The sequence below is a fragment of the Citrobacter sp. R-1.5.2 genome (genome assembly GCF_035064245.1).
Taxonomy (GTDB): Bacteria; Pseudomonadota; Gammaproteobacteria; order Enterobacterales; family Enterobacteriaceae; genus Citrobacter.
This window is the reverse complement of record NZ_JASEYC010000005.1, coordinates 240,328-257,797: the sequence shown is the minus strand read 5'-3', so window position 1 is coordinate 257,797 and position 17,470 is coordinate 240,328. Positions and strand designations below refer to the sequence as shown.

Below are 17,470 nucleotides of genomic sequence, written 5' to 3'. Positions count from 1 at the left end.
GACATCGTTCATGTCGCCTTTAGCCAAAAGAAAGCATGCGGATTATTTATTCTCTACTTTAGGAAGATTAATCCCGCTGATACCGCCTTCGTTGGTGACCTGTGTATAGCCCATCCCGGTCAGCATATCTTTTGCCATCCCGGATTGACGACCTGAGTTGCAATACAACTTCACGGTGTCGGTCTTATCAGGGACTTCTGCCGCAATTCGAGCCTGCAAATCCTTTAAAGGGATGTTGATGGCCCCCTGAACGTGTTCCTGCTGATATTGTTCAGGAACACGAACATCAATCCAGTGCTCGGCCGCAAACACCGGCATGCCGATGACCAGCGCCAGCGCGAATACGCCTTTTTTCAACATAGTATCGTTCCGTTAAATGATGGAAAGTCACCTAACACTATATACTTGATCTTAAGGAAATATTGCGAGCGTACTATCACTGGCCATAGCGTTGGGAAATTTTCCTGGCAACCTTGCTCAATAATGGCTCCAGTACCAACACCAGCAACATTTTTAACGGACGGCGGGCTACGGATTTCACCGCCCACCCCGCAACGCCCGCAGGGCCGTAGCGAAGCGCAGTAAGAAGCACCAGCTTGCCTGCTATTTTAAAGCCCGGCTTGACCCTTTGCCCGGCACGTTGCCAGCGATTATTCATTTCAATCCTCACAATTGACGGAAACGACTGCGTAATGTGAAGGTATCCGATGTCACATAACGCTCCATTTCACGCAAACGCTTTTCGCTCGCGGCCAGTTCACGATCGACGGAATCTAACAATTCTCCGCTCGATGGCTGTTGCTCGCCGGATGCGACGTTGTCCGGCATTGGGTCCAGCACAAACGTCAGCACGATGTAGGCAACTACGGTGAAAAAGGCCAGACCAAAAAAGACTGACAGTACCACCAGGATCCTTATCAGTTTCACGGGGACATCGAGATAGTGCGCAATACCGGCACAGACCCCTTTTACCATGCCCTGCTGTGGGATACGCCACAGCTTTTTGTTCAGGTTAACGCCCCCCATTAGCGGTCCCTCCAGTTTGGATGTTCGGCATCAAGGATATCTTCCAGCGCCTGAATACGTTCACGCATACGCTGTGCATCATTGTTGAGTTCCACCAGACGTTGCTGATCGCTTTGCGAGAGTTCACCACGGCTGGAACGGTTGCTGTAATGCAACCACAGCCAGATCGGCAAAACGAACAGCACAAAGATAGTTAACGGAATGGCCAGAAATAGCGCGCTCATGAGTACTCCTTACAGGTGATGAGCGGCGGCGCGTTCGGGCGCCGCCAGTTGTTATTATTGCTTGTCTTGCTGCATTTTGGCTTTAAGCTGCGCCAGCTGCTCGCTGATTTCATCATCTGCTTTCAGGTCTGCAAATTGCTGATCCAGAGATTTTTGCTTACCAAAGTTATGGCTTTCGGCTTCCGCTTCCATCTGATCAATACGGCGCTCAAAAGATTCAAAGCGGGCCATTGCTTCATCCAGTTTGCCGCTATCCAACTGACGACGGACATCGCGGGAAGAACTCGCCGCCTGATGACGCAACATCAATGCCTGCTGACGAGCCCGGGTTTCACTGAGTTTATTTTCCAGCTCACCAATCTCTTTTTTCATCCGCGCCAGCGTATCGTCAACCAGCGTCACTTCATGCTCCAGAGAAGCAATTAAATCGGTCAGTTTCTGCTTTTCAATTAATGCAGAACGCGCCAGATCTTCTTTCTCTTTACGCAGCGCCAGCTCCGCTTTTTCCTGCCACTCCGCCTGCTGCGCACTGGCCTGCTCAATCCGGCGAGACAGCTGTTTCTTTTCTGCCAGAGCACGCGCTGAGTTAGATCGAACCTCAACCAGTGTGTCTTCCATTTCCTGAATCATCAACCGCACCAGTTTCTGCGGATCTTCGGCCTTTTCCAGCAACGCATTAATATTGGCGTTCACGATGTCGGCAAAACGAGAAAAAATACCCATAATGTAATCCTCACTTACTGTTCTGATATCGGGCAATGCCCTGCTGCTTCAATAATGCACTTGTCGTGCCAACTTTTTATTTTATTGATTTTAAAGATAATATCTAATTTTACCTGATGAGATAATTAGGGTAAATTGGTGAATAACACTAACAAATGGTGAATTTCATCATGGCAGGATACAAAGATACTCTTCTGGGAGAAGCAAACAGCTTCATTGAAGTGCTGGAACAAGTCTCCCATCTGGCTCCCCTGGAAAAACCCGTGCTGGTTATCGGTGAGCGTGGCACCGGAAAAGAGTTAATCGCCAACCGTCTGCACTACCTTTCCACGCGCTGGCAAGGACCGTTTATTTCTCTTAATTGTGCGGCGCTCAACGAAAATTTACTCGATTCCGAACTCTTCGGCCACGAAGCTGGCGCTTTTACCGGGGCGCAAAAACGCCATCCGGGTCGCTTCGAGCGCGCCGACGGTGGCACACTTTTTCTTGATGAACTGGCAACCGCACCGATGCTGGTACAGGAGAAATTACTGCGCGTTATTGAGTATGGAGAACTCGAGCGCGTAGGCGGTAGCCAGCCGCTGCAGGTTAACGTACGACTTGTCTGTGCTACCAATGCCGACTTACCGAGAATGGTCAGCGAAGGTACTTTCCGCGCAGACCTGTTGGATAGACTGGCCTTTGATGTCGTGCAACTTCCACCTTTACGGGAGCGTAAAAGCGACATCATGTTGATGGCCGAACATTTTGCGATTCAAATGTGCCGCGAGATTGGATTGCCGCTGTTTCCCGGTTTTAGCGCACAAGCCAGAGAAACACTTCTCCACTATCGTTGGCCGGGCAATATCCGTGAATTGAAAAACGTTGTTGAACGCTCGGTATATCGACATGGTACCAGCGAATATCCACTGGACGAGGTAGTGATAGATCCGTTTAAGCGCCACACCACAGACGTTCAGCAGCAGGAAACCCACTCTACAGTGGCAACGTTACCGCTGGATCTCCGCGCATTCCAGCAACAGCAAGAAAAGACGTTTCTGCAAACCAGCTTACAACAGGCAAAATTCAACCAGAAAAAGGCCGCCGAACTGCTGGGGCTGACGTACCATCAGCTGCGCGCGTTGCTTAAAAAACACCAGATTTAGTGATGCATTACCGACCGTTAAGCGCCTTCATGTGCAAAATCCTCCACAACGCACATGAAAATGTTTCTTTGGTGCCCTTCGCGCATCTGCTGCATAAGTACGGTGATAAGTTGGGCGTGCTTTGGATCGACTCTCACCCCGACGTGCAGACGGCTGAACAGTATCCAAATGCGCATGCCCATGTTCTTGGCGCGCTGATCGGCACGGGCGATAAAGATTTAGTAGCCCACGTCACGCACAAGGTTTCTGCGTCAAAAATTATGATTGCCGGCATTCACAATCCACTGATATACGAAAGCGACTATCTGACCCATCACAGTATTGCGACGACTGGCCCTGATGATGTCAAAAACGGTGCCAACGAGGTTATGGCGTGGATTGCCCGCGAGCACATCGAATATCTGGCGATTCATATTGATCTGGATGTTCTGGACCCGTCACTTTTCCGTTCTGTTTTGTTCGCCCAACCAGGCAGAGGTGAACATGATTTTGGCGATGTGGCCGAAGGTAAACTGACTATTGAAGAGGTGCTTAAACTGGTTAATCTTGCCACCGCACACGCGGAGGCCGTCGGGCTTACCATTGCTGAACATCTGCCGTGGGATATGGTAAACCTCAAGAATATGCTCAGCGCATTACCTCTCATGAAGTAAGGCAAGATATCGATAAATCTCATCGCTGGTTCCAGGCCTTAAAGCGCGGTAAAGTTTCGCCATAGATTCAAAGATAAAGGTCGATATGCTAAAGAATACTGAAACCTACCATAAGCTTATTACCGCTGCCGCAGCCTGTTTTGCTGAGAAGGGATTCAGTGCTACCAGCGTGCGCGAAATTTCCACGCGTGCAGGTATCAGCCAGGGGGCTATGTATACTTACTTCAAAAGTAAGGATGAGCTTATACGGGCAATCGTTCTGGAAGAGCAAAATACTGCCCTGGCTGCCCATAATGAGCCCTGTGGCGGATCGTTTTTTGATCGTCTTTGCAAGCAGGTCGTTTCTTGCATAAGCGATGTCGGTTACCCTGTCACGCACCACCTTTGGGTAGAAATCATGGCCGAATCGGCACGCAACCCGGAGCTCAGGGAAGCGTTTATCGCCAGTGATAACATCATGCGGCAAAGCATTGCGGGAATAATTGCGCAAGGTATCGCCGCAGGAGAGTTTCGTCGGGATATTAACCCGGAAGCGATCACCATCATTCTGTTTGCATTTATTGACGGGCTGATTGCCCGTAAGGCTATTAACCCTGCGTTTTCATTGGCCACAGATGTACCCGCATTCCCTGATTTAATGTCAAAGTTGCTCAAATAAAATACTTCCCTCGCCTGCTTTCTGATCTTTCCCCTGCCCACTTCGAGCCAGAAGTGGGTATTGCGGACATCAACATAATCAATACATAACGTATCAATTTATACAGTTAATGATGAGTTGCACCTGAGATCCCGACCACGCGTAAAAGCAAAAAAAACATTTCTGCGATCTCATCATTTCTATCCGCTCTTACAGCCACACACCGTAATGCCATACAAATATCTCAGCTGATATGCCGAACGTTTTACGCCGTTTACAGAGACAGCGTCGCTGAAAAAGAGACTGGATGCATGGATGACGATGGTGTATAAAATAATACAAATAGTATTATTTTATACTAAATGAATCATTATTACTTAAGCTGGAGATTAAACCATGCCCACCAATATTACCCTGAACACCACGACGGATAGCTTCCCACCAGCAGGCCATTACTCACATAGTGTGACTGCCGGGGGATTCGTTTTCATTTCCGGACAGCTACCTGTCACGACTAATGGCGAAAGAAAAGCGGATGCTTCTTTTGAAGAACAGACCAGACTGGCTCTACAAAATGTTGATGCTTGTCTGGCGGGGGCCGGCGTTTCTCGCCAGCAACTGGTATCGGTACGCGTCTATGTCACGGACATTAACCAGTGGCCGACGTTTAATCGGATCTACGGCGAATGGATTGGTGATTCCCGTCCAGCCCGTGCTGTCGCTGGCGTTGCAGAGCTTCATTATGGCTTTGCCGTAGAAATTGAAGCCATCGCGTTAGCACAACAAGTGTGACTTTTAACTGCTACAGGTGAAAAACAATGACTGAAATGACACTACCTGATTACCACGATGTTGCCGCGGCCGCTGAGCGCATCGCAGGTTATGCTAACAAGACACCGGTTATGACATCACGAACGGTGAATGAAGAGTTTGGCGCTGACGTTTTCTTTAAATGCGAAAACTTCCAGCGGATGGGGGCATTTAAGTTTCGCGGCGCGATGAATGCTTTGCGCCAGTTTACGCCACAGCAGCGAGCCGCCGGCGTTGTGGCTTTTTCATCCGGAAACCATGCTCAGGCAATCGCCCTGTCCGCAAAATTGCTGGGTATTCCGGCGACAATTATCATGCCGCACGACGCGCCAGCCGCTAAAGTTGCTGCCACGAAAGGATATGGCGGACATGTCGTGATGTACGACCGTTACACTGAAGATCGTGAAAAAATTGGCCGGGATCTGGCAGAAAAACAAGGACTGACGCTGATCCCACCTTACGATCACCCGCACGTTATTGCAGGCCAGGGTACCGCAACGAAAGAACTGATTGAAGAAGTTGGTGCTCTGGATGCCCTTTTTGTTTGTCTGGGCGGTGGCGGTCTTCTATCGGGTTCCGCACTGGCCGCGCGACACTTGTCCCCTGATTGTCTTATCTATGGTGTAGAGCCTGAGGCAGGCAACGACGGTCAACAGTCGTTTCGCAGTGGCAAAATTGTGCATATCGATACGCCGAAAACCATTGCTGATGGCGCGCAAACCCAACATCTTGGACAGCATACCTTTCCACTGATCCAGAAGCATGTTAACGATATTCTGACGGTTTCAGATGATGAATTAATTGCCGCAATGAAATTTATCGCGGAGCGAATGAAAATGGTCGTGGAGCCAACGGGCTGCCTTGGTTTTGCCGCCGCAAGAGCGCGAAAAGCGGACCTTAGAGGAAAGAAAATCGGCATTATCATCAGTGGTGGCAATGTTGATATCAGCCGCTACAGTGATTTCCTTGCCGGGTAATCTCATTAAGGTATCTGCGGTGCGGATACCTTATCGCTATGCGCCTGTTCCAGTCTGGAAAAGAAGCCCCAGGACGCTGTAAACTGGCCGCCATAATGGCAACAGGCATCACTGCAGGAGACTGGCATGCCAAAAACCGACGATAACTCGCTACTCAATCAAATTGATATTATCGCCAAAGGACTGAGCGACACCTTCTCTCCGTTTTGCGAGGTTGTGGTTCATGACCTCAAGAACCCTGAGCATGCGATCTTGTCCATACACAATAATCTGTCCGGTCGCAAACCGGGTCAGCCCGCAACAGAGCTTGGGCTGGCGCGGATCGCATCAGCTGATTTTCCCAACATCGTTGCCAACTACAGCAATCAGTTTGCGGATGGTCGCCCGGTAAAAAGTACCTCTATTGGCATCAAGGACGAACAAGGCAAATACGTCGCGGCGCTTTGCCTGAATGTTGATATGACGCTATTTCGCGGGATGCAGAGTGCACTGGCACGGTTTACTGAAACCGAGTGCTCACCTGTCAGCGAACACCTCGATCCTGGCAGTAATGAAGTGATTCGCCAGCGTATTGATGACTTTGCGGCTAAACGTGCAACAACGGCGCGAGCGCTGAAAACAGAAGACAGAAAGGTACTGATTCAACAATTGCGTAAAGAAGGTTTACTGAACGTACGTAAATCCATGGATACGGTGGCGCAGCATCTGGGCGTGTCCAGAGCAACCGCCTACCTGTACGCCCGTCAGGCTAACGCTATCGGCGAATAAGTTGGCCGTTTGACGCGAGGACGGTAATCAGTTTACCATGATGCAAATACTGTATAAAAAAACAGGATTAGCATTATGACTCTAGCGTTAGTGGGCGAAAAAATTGACAGGAACCGCTTTACCGGGGCGAAAATTGAAAACAGCACGTTTTTTAACTGCGACTTTTCTGGCACCGACCTTAGTGGCACTGAATTTATCGGTTGTCAGTTTTACGACCGTGAGAGCCAAAAAGGGTGTCATTTCAGCCGGGCTATCCTGAAGGATGCCATCTTTAAAAGCTGTGATTTATCAATGGCAGACTTCAGGAATGTCAGCGCATTGGGTGTTGAAATCCGTGGATGCCGCGCTCAAGGTGCGGATTTTCGCGGCGCAAGTTTTATGAATATGATAACCACGCGCACCTGGTTCTGCAGCGCATATATCACCAACACCAACCTGAGCTACGCCAATTTTTCAAAAGTCGTGTTAGAAAAATGTGAGCTGTGGGAAAACCGCTGGATTGGCACGCAGATACTCGGCGCAACATTTAGCGGCTCCGATCTCTCTGGTGGTGAGTTTACGTCGTTCGACTGGCGAGCTGCGAACTTCACGCATTGCGATCTGACCAATTCTGAACTGGGTGATTTAGATGTTCGGGGCGTCGATTTACAAGGCGTTAAGATAGATAGCTACCAGGCCTCTTTAATCATGGAACGACTTGGGATTGCCATTATCGGTTAGCCCTGGCTAAGCAAGCCCGCAATACACCAGGGAGCGGTGAATCCCCGCCCCTGTGTATCTGTTCTGTTACCCTTCAGGCATTGCTGAAGAATGGTGGGTGGAAATTTTCCACGCCTTCCCATCCCACGCGTAAGTAAACGTATAACGGGCCGAAACGGTCGATTTATCTGCGAAGGTGAAGGTATAAGTACCAGCATCAATCGCCTTATTACAGCCAAGGCGAATAGTTCGACTGTCAATTTTCCCGGTAGGTTTCTTCGCCAGGAAATGTTCAAAATAATCCTCACGTTCAGCATCTGTTAAACGGGCTTTATTCGATACTGTGGGAAGTAATACGGCATCACTAAGATAATTTTCGGAGACCGTCTTCGCATTACCCGTTTTCAGTGATTCATTCCACTTGTCGAATAGCGCTTCGATTTGTGCTTTGTCCACCTTCACACACTCTGGAGCCGGAGTCGCAAAAACGGGGCCCGATAAAAGGATCAGTGAAACAGCAATACCAAGTAATTTCTTCATAGTAATCATTCCATTAATGGTTAGATGGCCGCGAGAAGGTCATTGATAACCGGATAGTCAACTCACCTGTAATAACCAATAGAAACCATTAACATACGCCGGGTGTAGAAAATAAAGACGCCAGAAAAAGATGGGTAAGTAATATGATGAAATAATTATATATTTTCGCTTTATTGCCCTGTATTTAACATAAACCACTACCTGAATGATTATAGTTCAGCATTCATATGATTTCTGTACCTCTTCCAGGTTCCCTTTAACGCTATCCCTTCCTTAAGTTTCGGCTCTTGCGCCACCACAGCACATAAATTTGGCATAGCTATACTCTCACGAGGCTCGCGCTTCGTTTATTACGGGTCAGATGGGGCATGAAAATGCTAAGATAGTTTATGAGTTATATTCAAAGTGGATCGCTGGTATGAATATTGACCAGACCACAACGTTGAATTTGCAACTAACGGTATGGTTGCGCCCAAACTCAAACGGTAATGGCGAATGTCATTAAATATTAGTAAGATAGCTTCTTTATTCATAGTCCCTTAAAATTATGCGCCTGGTTTTATCAACTCTGATCGTGATGGCTGGACTTCTGAGTGGTCAGGCTGTTGCCGCGCCTCTGCAGACCACGCACGCTGATATTCGTGACAGCGGCTTTGTCTATTGCGTCAGCGGGCAAGTCAATACATTCAACCCACAGAAAGCGAGCAGCGGCCTGATTGTCGACACTCTGGCTGCCCAACTCTATGACCGGCTGCTTGATGTGGACCCGTACACCTACCGACTGGTGCCAGAACTGGCTGAGAGCTGGGAAGTGCTGGACAACGGCGCAACCTACCGTTTTCACTTGCGCCGCGATGTCTCGTTTCAAAAGACGGCCTGGTTTACCCCTACCCGTAAGCTAAATGCAGATGATGTGGTGTTTACCTTCGAGCGCATATTTGACCGTCATCATCCGTGGCACAACGTCAATGGCAGCAGTTTTCCCTACTTCGATAGCCTGCAATTCGCTGACAACGTGCAAAGCGTGCGCAAGTTGGATAACAACACGGTTGAATTTCGTCTGACTCAGCCAGATGCCTCCTTCCTGTGGCATCTGGCGACACACTATGCCTCCGTAATGTCGGCTGAATATGCCACACAACTGGCCAAACAAGATCGCCAGGAATTACTCGACAGGCAGCCCGTCGGCACAGGACCGTTCCTGCTTTCAGAAAACCGCGCGGGACAATATATTCGTCTACAACGTCACGAAAAATTCTGGCGCGGCACGCCCCTGATGCCACAGGTCGTTGTGGATCTTGGTTCAGGCGGAACCGGACGGTTATCAAAGCTCCTGACCGGTGAGTGCGACGTTCTGGCCTGGCCCGCGGCCAGTCAGCTCACCATATTACGTGATGACCCACGTCTGCGCCTGACACTGCGCCCTGGAATGAACATTGCCTATCTGGCATTCAACACCAATAAACCGCCGCTGGATAACCCCGCAGTGCGGCATGCGCTGGCTCTGGCCATTAACAACCAGCGTCTGATGCAGTCTATCTACTACGGTACGGCAGAAACTGCAGCATCTATTTTGCCCCGCGCCTCGTGGGCTTATGACAACGAAGCTAAGATTACTGAATACAACCCGGCTAAATCCCGTGAGCAGTTAAAAGCACTGGGACTGGAGAACCTGACGTTGCAACTGTGGGTCCCGACCAGCTCTCAGGCCTGGAACCCGAGTCCGCTGAAAACAGCGGAACTGATCCAGGCAGATATGGCGCAGGTGGGTGTGAAAGTGAAGATCATCCCGGTTGAAGGTCGTTTTCAGGAGGCGCGATTAATGGATATGAACCATGATCTGACGTTGTCCGGTTGGGCGACAGACAGTAACGATCCTGACAGCTTTTTCCGACCGCTGCTCAGTTGTGCCGCCATCAACTCACAGACCAACTTCGCGCACTGGTGTAATCCGCAGTTCGACAGCATACTGCGCAAGGCATTGTCTTCGCAGCAGCTCTCCTCACGTATTGACGCCTATGACGAAGCACAAAATATCCTGGCGCAAGAGTTGCCGATCCTGCCGTTGGCCTCATCATTGCGCCTACAGGCTTACCGCTATGACATCAAAGGTCTGGTGCTAAGTCCGTTCGGGAATGCTTCCTTTGCCGGGGTTTCCAGGGAAAAGACTGATGAGGTGAAAAAACCATGATTATCTTCACCCTACGCCGCTTCTTATTGCTGCTGGTCACCCTGTTCTTCCTGACATTCATTGGGTTCAGTCTGAGCTACTTCACCCCCCATGCGCCGTTACAAGGTGCATCGCTATGGAACGCCTGGATATTCTGGTTCAACGGTCTGATTCACTGGGATTTTGGCGTTTCCAGTATTAACGGTCAGTTAATCTCAGAACAGCTGAAAGAGGTTTTCCCAGCCACGATGGAGCTGTGTATTCTTGCCTTTGGGTTTGCGCTGATGGTCGGGATCCCTATCGGCATGCTGGCCGGCATCACACGTAATAAATGGCAGGATCGCTGCATCAGCGCATTGGCTCTGATGGGGTTTTCCATTCCCGTTTTTTGGCTGGCGCTACTGCTGACGCTCCTCTTCTCACTGACTCTCGGCTGGTTACCCGTTTCGGGACGTTTCGATTTGCTTTACGAAGTAAAACCGGTGACCGGTTTCGCCATTATTGATGCGTGGATCTCTGACTCCCCCTGGCGCGACGAAATGTTGGTCAGCGCAATCCGTCATATGGTGCTTCCGGTATTGACGCTTTCCGTCGCGCCCACGACGGAGGTCATCCGCCTGATGCGGATCAGCACCATTGAGGTCTTCGATCAGAACTATGTTAAAGCGGCAGCCACGCGCGGTTTGTCACGCTTCACCATTCTGCGTCGCCACGTATTGCACAACGCCCTTCCGCCGGTCATTCCTCGTCTTGGATTACAGTTTTCCACCATGCTGACGCTGGCGATGATCACCGAGATGGTCTTTAGCTGGCCAGGGCTGGGGCGTTGGTTGATTAACGCGATTCGCCAGCAAGACTACGCCGCTATTTCGGCGGGTGTGATGGTGATTGGCTCCCTGGTTATTATCGTTAACGTTATCTCTGATATTTTGGGTGCTATGGCTAACCCTCTGAAACATAAGGAATGGTATGCCTTACGATAGCGTATATAGCGAAAAGCGCCCGCCCGGAACACTACGCACCGCATGGCGTAATTTTTATGGCGATGCTTCTGCGATGGTGGGTCTGTACGGTTGTGCGGGACTGGTCATTCTGTGCGTGTTTGGTGGCTGGTTTGCCCCTTACGGCATCGATCAGCAATTTCTCGGCTACCAACTGTTGCCACCGTCCTGGTCACGCTATGGCGAAGTGTCATTCTTCCTCGGAACCGACGATCTCGGCCGCGACGTATTAAGCCGTCTGCTTAGCGGCGCGGCCCCTACTGTAGGTGGTGCGTTTGTCGTTACCCTCGCCGCCACACTCTGCGGTCTGTTGCTGGGCGTGGTTGCCGGGGCAACGCACGGACTACGCTCAGCGGTGCTGAACCATATTCTGGATACCCTGCTGTCAATCCCATCGCTACTGCTGGCCATTATTGTGGTGGCTTTTGCCGGGCCACATCTGACGCATGCGATGTTCGCCGTCTGGCTGGCTTTACTGCCGCGTATGGTGCGCTCCGTCTACAGCATGGTGCATGACGAACTGGAAAAAGAGTATGTCATTGCCGCTCGTCTGGATGGCGCGAGCACGCTCAATATTCTGTGGTTTGCGATTCTGCCGAATATCACTGCCGGTCTTATCACTGAAATCACCCGAGCACTGTCAATGGCGATTCTGGATATCGCCGCCCTGGGCTTCCTTGATCTCGGCGCACAACTCCCATCCCCAGAATGGGGAGCCATGCTCGGCGATGCGCTGGAGTTGATCTATGTTGCACCATGGACAGTCATGCTGCCCGGAGCGGCAATTATGATAAGTGTGCTGCTGGTAAACCTGCTAGGTGACGGCGTGCGTCGCGCGATTATTGCGGGGGTGGAATAATGCCATTACTGGATATCCGCAACCTGACTATCGAGTTCAGGACCGGTGACGACTGGGTGAAAGCGGTTGACCGCGTCAGCATGACGCTAAACGAAGGTGAGATCCGTGGACTGGTCGGTGAATCGGGTTCAGGTAAAAGCTTGATCGCTAAGGCCATCTGCGGCGTCGCCAAAGATAACTGGCGCGTGACCGCGGACCGCATGCGTTTTGATGATATCGACCTGTTGCGCCTTTCCGCCCGCGAGCGACGTAAGCTCGTCGGCCATAATGTGTCCATGATCTTTCAGGAGCCACAGTCTTGTCTGGATCCGTCCGAACGTATTGGACGCCAACTGATGCAAAACATTCCCGCCTGGACATACAAGGGGCGCTGGTGGCAACGTATTGGCTGGCGCAAACGTCGCGCGATTGAACTGCTGCACCGCGTCGGGATAAAAGACCATAAAGATGCAATGCGCAGTTTCCCTTATGAGCTGACCGACGGCGAGTGCCAGAAGGTCATGATCGCCATCGCACTGGCAAACCAACCTCGTCTGCTGATTGCAGATGAACCCACCAACGCGATGGAACCCACCACACAGGCGCAAATTTTTCGTCTGTTGACCCGACTGAATCAAAACAGCAATACCACCATTTTGTTGATCAGCCATGACCTGCAAATGCTCAGCCAATGGGCCGACAAAATCAACGTAATGTACTGCGGACAAACGGTGGAAACCGCGCCCAGTAAAGATTTGGTGACGATACCCCATCACCCTTATACGCAAGCGTTGATTCGCGCTATTCCTGATTTTGGTAGCGCAATGCCGCATAAAAGCCGCCTGAATACCATGCCAGGAGCAATTCCGTTGTTAGAACAGTTGCCTATCGGCTGTCGTCTGGGGCCACGTTGCCCTTATGCGCAGCGCGAATGCATTGAAACCCCAAGACTGACCGGAGCAAAGAATCATCTCTACGCCTGTCATTTCCCCCTGAACATGGAGAGAGAGTGAGATGGTAGAAACCCTGCTCGAAGTTCGCAATCTGAGCAAAACCTTTCGCTACCGGACGGGATTATTTCGCCGCCAGACCGTCGAAGCTGTTAAACCGCTGAGCTTTACGCTGCGTGAACGTCAAACGCTCGCCATTATTGGCGAGAACGGCTCAGGCAAGTCCACGCTGGCAAAAATGCTGGCTGGGATGGTTGAACCGAGCAGCGGCGAGCTGCTGATTGACGATCATCCGCTAAAATATGGCGATTATTCATTTCGTAGTCAGCGTATTCGCATGATTTTCCAGGATCCGTCCACGTCGCTTAATCCGCGCCAACGTATTTCGCAGATCCTCGATTTTCCGTTACGCCTGAATACCGATCTGGAGCCTGAACAGCGCCGCAAACAGATTGTGGAAACCATGCGTATGGTGGGTCTGCTACCCGATCATGTTAGCTACTATCCGCATATGCTCGCGCCAGGGCAAAAACAACGCCTGGGCCTTGCCCGTGCGCTGATTTTGCGCCCAAAAGTGATTATCGCCGACGAAGCGCTGGCCTCTCTGGATATGTCGATGCGATCGCAGCTCATCAACCTGATGCTCGAGTTACAGGAAAAACAGGGGATTTCCTATATCTATGTGACCCAACACATTGGGATGATGAAACACATCAGCGACCAGGTGTTAGTCATGCATCAGGGCGAAGTTGTCGAGCGCGGCAGTACGGCGGATGTGCTGGCCTCACCGCTACATGAACTGACTCGTCGTCTTATTGCAGGACATTTTGGCGAGGCGCTTACCGCTGATGCCTGGCGGAAAGACCGTTAATGAAATAATAGCCCACCAGGACGGGAGGGCTATCCGTTCAGTCATCAGTGACAAAACCGGGGCAAGAGTAGCGCGTCAACCTCAGAGAAGGTGACTGACGGGAAAATCTCTCCCTGCATCGCCCAAACGCCGGCGGTGCAGACCTCCTCGATAAGATGGGTCGTATCTACCCCCTCAACCACAACGCGGTCGCAATACCCCCTGATATTTTTAATCAACACCGGGAATATTGTTTTTTCTACCTGTGACAGGAAGAAGTCGCGATCCATTTTCACAACGTCAAAACGGCCGCACACCAGCGGACTCGCGCCAATACTGCCAGAGCCGAGATCGCCCAGCCACAAGGCATTTGGGCCATCACTCAGCGAATTAATGAGCAGATTGTTCAGGCAAACTGTATTCGACAGAAAGCGTTCTGAGAGTTCCAGCGCAATAAAAGGCATGGAATGTAAGGCCGACTTAATGACAGGATCACCGATTGCTAATAGCGCCATTTCATCAACAAGGCTTAGCGTACAGAGCAGATTATTGTTCTCGAACCAATCACGCTTTTCTGCAATTAACCGAATTTGCTCAAGCATGAAATTACGTTTTTGTTCGCTACTCCATGCCGAAATAATGGAATCTGCATGTAACGGATGAACCGTCTCAGAAGCGAAGCGGGCGAGCATCTCAACACCCAGCAACTTATCTGTTGTGTCTCTCATCGGTTCCGCGATGAAATGATAGTGCATAAGACCACTCCAATTGATCATAACGTCCTGATAATGCACTTCTAATCAGAATCAATCAATAATATCGATCAATGAATCGATATTGATCGATAAAAACAATATATCATAACTAAATGAATATGGTCATATTTTTTGTTTTAAGAATGTTCTTACATTGATATACGTTAAAACATCGACTAGAGGTCAGATCATACCATTTTAACCCTCTGACGCCTTGTATTTTCACCTTATCCCCCTGCTCTTCTCTGGTTGGATGAGGCAGAACCAGGGGGGAGTGATATACTCCTCACGTGCAATGAATAGTGACAGGCCACCGGGTGCTGACAACAATTCCCTGCCCACTGAAATGCCGTTTACTGCTGCTCCCCGACGGGTGAATAGCAGAGAAAGATCGTGACACAAGGGGCAAAGAGTGGGATATAATTTCACACCAATTTCGAGTGACCTTGAAATTGCAATCATAACTCATTGATTGCTAAAAAAAATAAGTAATGACTATAAGGATTAAAGCTATGGGTTTTCTTTCCGGTAAGCGCATTCTGGTGACCGGTCTTGCCAGTAAATTGTCCATCGCCTATGGTATCGCTCAGGCGATGCACCGCGAAGGCGCTGAACTGGCGTTCACCTACCAGAACGACAAACTGAAAGGCCGCGTGGAAGAATTTGCCGCTCAGCTGGGTTCCAACATCGTACTGCAGTGTGATGTGGCTGAAGACGCCAGCATCGACACCATGTTCGCTGAACTGGGCAAAGTCTGGCCGAAATTCGACGGTTTCGTACACTCCATCGGTTTCGCACCTGCTGACCAGTTGGATGGCGACTACGTGAATGCGGTCACCCGCGAAGGCTTTAAAATTGCTCATGACATCAGCGCGTACAGCTTTGTTGCAATGGCAAAAGCATGCCGTTCCATGCTGAACCCTGGTTCTGCACTGCTGACGCTGTCCTACCTGGGTGCAGAGCGCGCAATCCCGAACTACAACGTAATGGGTCTGGCGAAAGCCTCTCTGGAAGCCAATGTTCGTTATATGGCTAACGCGATGGGTCCTGAAGGCGTGCGTGTGAACGCAATCTCCGCTGGTCCAATCCGTACTCTGGCTGCTTCCGGTATCAAAGATTTCCGTAAAATGCTGGCGCATTGCGAAGCGGTTACGCCGATTCGTCGTACCGTTACCATTGAAGATGTGGGCAACTCTGCGGCATTCCTGTGCTCAGACCTGTCCGCAGGTATCTCCGGTGAAGTCGTTCACGTTGACGGCGGCTTCAGCATCGCCGCAATGAACGAACTGGAACTGAAATAATCTTTCAGACTTCCTCTATGGGCGACGCTCCGTCGCCCATTATTTTCCACTCCCTTCCCCCTCGCTCGTCGCTATATATGCTTTTCTGATATTTATTATCACTTAACAATCTTTCATCACCTCATTCGCTTAGGTCAGGATATCGCAGCGCAAACGATCCGGCGTACAGCTATGACGACGTATCCGGGTCGCCACTTTTTAGACCAAGGAACGCCCATGGAACAACGCCGAATTGAAGGCAAAAGCCACTGGTATCATGAGACACAATCCAGTACATATCCGCAAGATGTTCTGCCGTTAGTGCCAGAAGCCGCACACGTCGAGGACCGATTTTTGCTGGATCTGACGATACCTGCCGTTGCGCTTTTACCCTTTCAGTCCTGGTTAGAACCTGCCCGTAAACTTGCTCACCTTCTCTTCCCTGTACATGCTGCTCTGGACTCAATGCACACGTTCAGCGCCTACGAGCGTATGAGTACCGCCTTAACCGTCGCTCAGGTTTGTGGCGTACAGCGTTTATGTAATCATTATGCTGCACGTCTCACCCCCCTTCCTGGCCCTAATTCATCCAGGGAAAGTAACCATCGACTGGCACAAATCACCCAATACGCTCGCCAGCTCGCCAGCTCTCCGGCCGTCATCGGCTCACGGGATCGCCAGCATCTGGTGGCGGTTGGACTCACGACCAGCGACAGTGTTCTGATGAATCAAATCGTTGGCTTTGTCGGCTTTCAGGCCCGCGTCGTTGCGTTGTTTCAGGCCTGGTTTGGCCATCCTGTGCGCCGCATTCCTGGCCTCGATATTCAGCAATTTGCCGAGGCATCCCCCTTTAGTGCAGAAGAAGCCCAGTGGCACACCGCCGACCTGCCGATTGAAAAACATTTTCCCAGCGCAGAAACACATGTCAGCCATACTCCCACTGTATTGCAAACGCTGGGGCCATTACTGCAACACTCACCTGACGAACTGGCGTTATTTAAAGCGCTTTTTACCAGCACATTACACAGCGATGTGCACTCACGGACATTTTCTCTGGCAACGCTGCTCACATCGCGGATTAACGGTAGCGTATCCTGCTTCAATGAGTACGCCCTCTCAGCCACTGAGCTCACTGAGATTATCACCGTACTTCGCCAGGATGAGCGTCAAATACAGCGCTGGGAGCAACGACATCCGGTTGAGCGCGTCACCCTGCAGGCGGTACAATGGTTAACCCGGGCGCCCGATCGCTTTAGCGCCGCACTGCTTACCTCATTGCTCGATCAGGGTATATCCTCAGAACAGGCAATTAACGTGCTGGCCTGGAGCGGATTGTGCGGATGGCTAAATCGTTTGAAGATCGCGTTGGGCGAGACGTATTAACCGATCCACTTGCTGAAAGAGCGCTTGCTGCGACTGGCAGA

Annotated in this window: 20 protein-coding genes and 1 pseudogene; 14 read left to right on the top strand and 7 right to left on the bottom strand. The window is 50.6% G+C overall.

Annotation, left to right across the window (positions count from 1 at the left end; translation table 11 throughout):
• Positions 1–42: 42 nt before the first annotated feature.
• The 5 genes from pspE to pspA all read right to left on the bottom strand — a co-directional run bounded on the left by pspE (position 43) and on the right by pspA (position 1,973).
• Positions 43–360 (bottom strand): thiosulfate sulfurtransferase PspE, encoded by a 318-nt coding sequence (pspE, locus tag QMN38_RS12155; protein WP_271441959.1) that lies wholly within the window; start codon positions 358–360, stop codon positions 43–45.
• A gap of 76 nt (positions 361–436) precedes the next feature.
• Positions 437–658 (bottom strand): phage shock protein PspD, encoded by a 222-nt coding sequence (gene pspD, locus QMN38_RS12150; RefSeq protein ID WP_040230893.1) that lies wholly within the window; start codon positions 656–658, stop codon positions 437–439.
• Positions 659–666: 8 nt separating this feature from the next.
• Positions 667–1,026, bottom strand: a complete 360-nt coding sequence (gene pspC / locus QMN38_RS12145; RefSeq protein WP_323605126.1) for an envelope stress response membrane protein PspC — start codon at positions 1,024–1,026, stop codon at positions 667–669.
• Positions 1,026–1,250 carry an envelope stress response membrane protein PspB gene (gene pspB / locus QMN38_RS12140; protein WP_048211519.1) on the bottom strand — a complete coding sequence of 75 codons (225 nt, stop codon included), beginning with the start codon at positions 1,248–1,250 and terminating at the stop codon, positions 1,026–1,028. The genes pspC and pspB overlap by 1 nt, the downstream gene beginning before the upstream one ends.
• 54 nt (positions 1,251–1,304) lie before the next feature.
• Positions 1,305–1,973, bottom strand: coding sequence for a phage shock protein PspA (gene pspA / locus QMN38_RS12135; RefSeq protein WP_003020532.1), 669 nt, complete (start codon positions 1,971–1,973; stop codon positions 1,305–1,307).
• A 155-nt stretch (positions 1,974–2,128) separates the two neighbouring features.
• Here pspA and pspF point away from each other — a divergent pair, with 155 nt between their 5' ends.
• From pspF to QMN38_RS12100, 7 genes and pseudogenes are all read left to right on the top strand, one after another.
• Positions 2,129–3,118 carry a phage shock protein operon transcriptional activator gene (gene pspF / locus QMN38_RS12130; RefSeq protein ID WP_271442668.1) on the top strand — a complete coding sequence of 330 codons (990 nt, stop codon included), beginning with the start codon at positions 2,129–2,131 and terminating at the stop codon, positions 3,116–3,118.
• A gap of 62 nt (positions 3,119–3,180) precedes the next feature.
• Positions 3,181–3,771: pseudogene (locus QMN38_RS12125) on the top strand (arginase family protein); the annotation flags it as partial.
• An 85-nt stretch (positions 3,772–3,856) separates the two neighbouring features.
• Positions 3,857–4,429, top strand: a complete 573-nt coding sequence (locus QMN38_RS12120; protein WP_271442670.1) for a TetR/AcrR family transcriptional regulator — start codon at positions 3,857–3,859, stop codon at positions 4,427–4,429.
• A gap of 375 nt (positions 4,430–4,804) precedes the next feature.
• Positions 4,805–5,200, top strand: a complete 396-nt coding sequence (locus QMN38_RS12115) for a RidA family protein (RefSeq protein WP_271442671.1) — start codon at positions 4,805–4,807, stop codon at positions 5,198–5,200.
• 26 nt (positions 5,201–5,226) lie between these two features.
• Positions 5,227–6,195 (top strand): threo-3-hydroxy-L-aspartate ammonia-lyase, encoded by a 969-nt coding sequence (locus QMN38_RS12110; RefSeq protein WP_271442672.1) that lies wholly within the window; start codon positions 5,227–5,229, stop codon positions 6,193–6,195.
• Positions 6,196–6,321: 126 nt separating this feature from the next.
• Entirely contained in the window at positions 6,322–6,963 is a 642-nt protein-coding gene (locus tag QMN38_RS12105; RefSeq protein WP_137381736.1) for a helix-turn-helix transcriptional regulator, read from the top strand.
• A gap of 75 nt (positions 6,964–7,038) precedes the next feature.
• Entirely contained in the window at positions 7,039–7,683 is a 645-nt protein-coding gene (locus QMN38_RS12100; RefSeq protein WP_149691965.1) for a quinolone resistance pentapeptide repeat protein QnrB98, read from the top strand.
• 66 nt (positions 7,684–7,749) lie between these two features.
• Here QMN38_RS12100 and QMN38_RS12095 read toward each other — a convergent pair whose 3' ends face one another.
• Positions 7,750–8,202 carry an SgcJ/EcaC family oxidoreductase gene (locus tag QMN38_RS12095; protein ID WP_271442675.1) on the bottom strand — a complete coding sequence of 151 codons (453 nt, stop codon included), beginning with the start codon at positions 8,200–8,202 and terminating at the stop codon, positions 7,750–7,752.
• A 547-nt stretch (positions 8,203–8,749) separates the two neighbouring features.
• On the opposite strand from QMN38_RS12095, the gene sapA reads away from it, so the two are divergent.
• From sapA to sapF, 5 genes are read left to right on the top strand one after another with little or no spacing between them, the layout of a single operon-like run.
• Positions 8,750–10,393 carry an ABC transporter substrate-binding protein SapA gene (gene sapA / locus QMN38_RS12085; RefSeq protein WP_202038530.1) on the top strand — a complete coding sequence of 548 codons (1,644 nt, stop codon included), beginning with the start codon at positions 8,750–8,752 and terminating at the stop codon, positions 10,391–10,393.
• Positions 10,390–11,355, top strand: a complete 966-nt coding sequence (gene sapB / locus QMN38_RS12080; RefSeq protein ID WP_005126482.1) for a peptide ABC transporter permease SapB — start codon at positions 10,390–10,392, stop codon at positions 11,353–11,355. Before sapA ends, sapB begins: the two co-directional genes overlap by 4 nt.
• On the top strand, positions 11,342–12,232 hold the full coding sequence (gene sapC, locus QMN38_RS12075) for a peptide ABC transporter permease SapC (protein ID WP_005126480.1): 891 nt from the start codon (positions 11,342–11,344) through the stop codon (positions 12,230–12,232). Before sapB ends, sapC begins: the two co-directional genes overlap by 14 nt.
• Positions 12,232–13,224 carry a peptide ABC transporter ATP-binding protein SapD gene (gene sapD, locus QMN38_RS12070; protein WP_003020556.1) on the top strand — a complete coding sequence of 331 codons (993 nt, stop codon included), beginning with the start codon at positions 12,232–12,234 and terminating at the stop codon, positions 13,222–13,224. Before sapC ends, sapD begins: the two co-directional genes overlap by 1 nt.
• A 1-nt stretch (position 13,225) precedes the next feature.
• Positions 13,226–14,032 (top strand): peptide ABC transporter ATP-binding protein SapF, encoded by an 807-nt coding sequence (sapF, locus tag QMN38_RS12065; RefSeq protein ID WP_005126478.1) that lies wholly within the window; start codon positions 13,226–13,228, stop codon positions 14,030–14,032.
• A 44-nt stretch (positions 14,033–14,076) separates the two neighbouring features.
• On the opposite strand, the gene QMN38_RS12060 is transcribed toward sapF, so the two are convergent.
• Positions 14,077–14,766 carry an EAL domain-containing protein gene (locus tag QMN38_RS12060; RefSeq protein WP_323605150.1) on the bottom strand — a complete coding sequence of 230 codons (690 nt, stop codon included), beginning with the start codon at positions 14,764–14,766 and terminating at the stop codon, positions 14,077–14,079.
• 512 nt (positions 14,767–15,278) lie between these two features.
• On the opposite strand from QMN38_RS12060, the gene fabI reads away from it, so the two are divergent.
• Positions 15,279–16,067, top strand: a complete 789-nt coding sequence (gene fabI / locus QMN38_RS12055; protein WP_005126472.1) for an enoyl-ACP reductase FabI — start codon at positions 15,279–15,281, stop codon at positions 16,065–16,067.
• Positions 16,068–16,283: 216 nt separating this feature from the next.
• Positions 16,284–17,429 carry a carboxymuconolactone decarboxylase family protein gene (locus QMN38_RS12050; RefSeq protein WP_323605125.1) on the top strand — a complete coding sequence of 382 codons (1,146 nt, stop codon included), beginning with the start codon at positions 16,284–16,286 and terminating at the stop codon, positions 17,427–17,429.
• Positions 17,430–17,470: the final 41 nt, after the last annotated feature.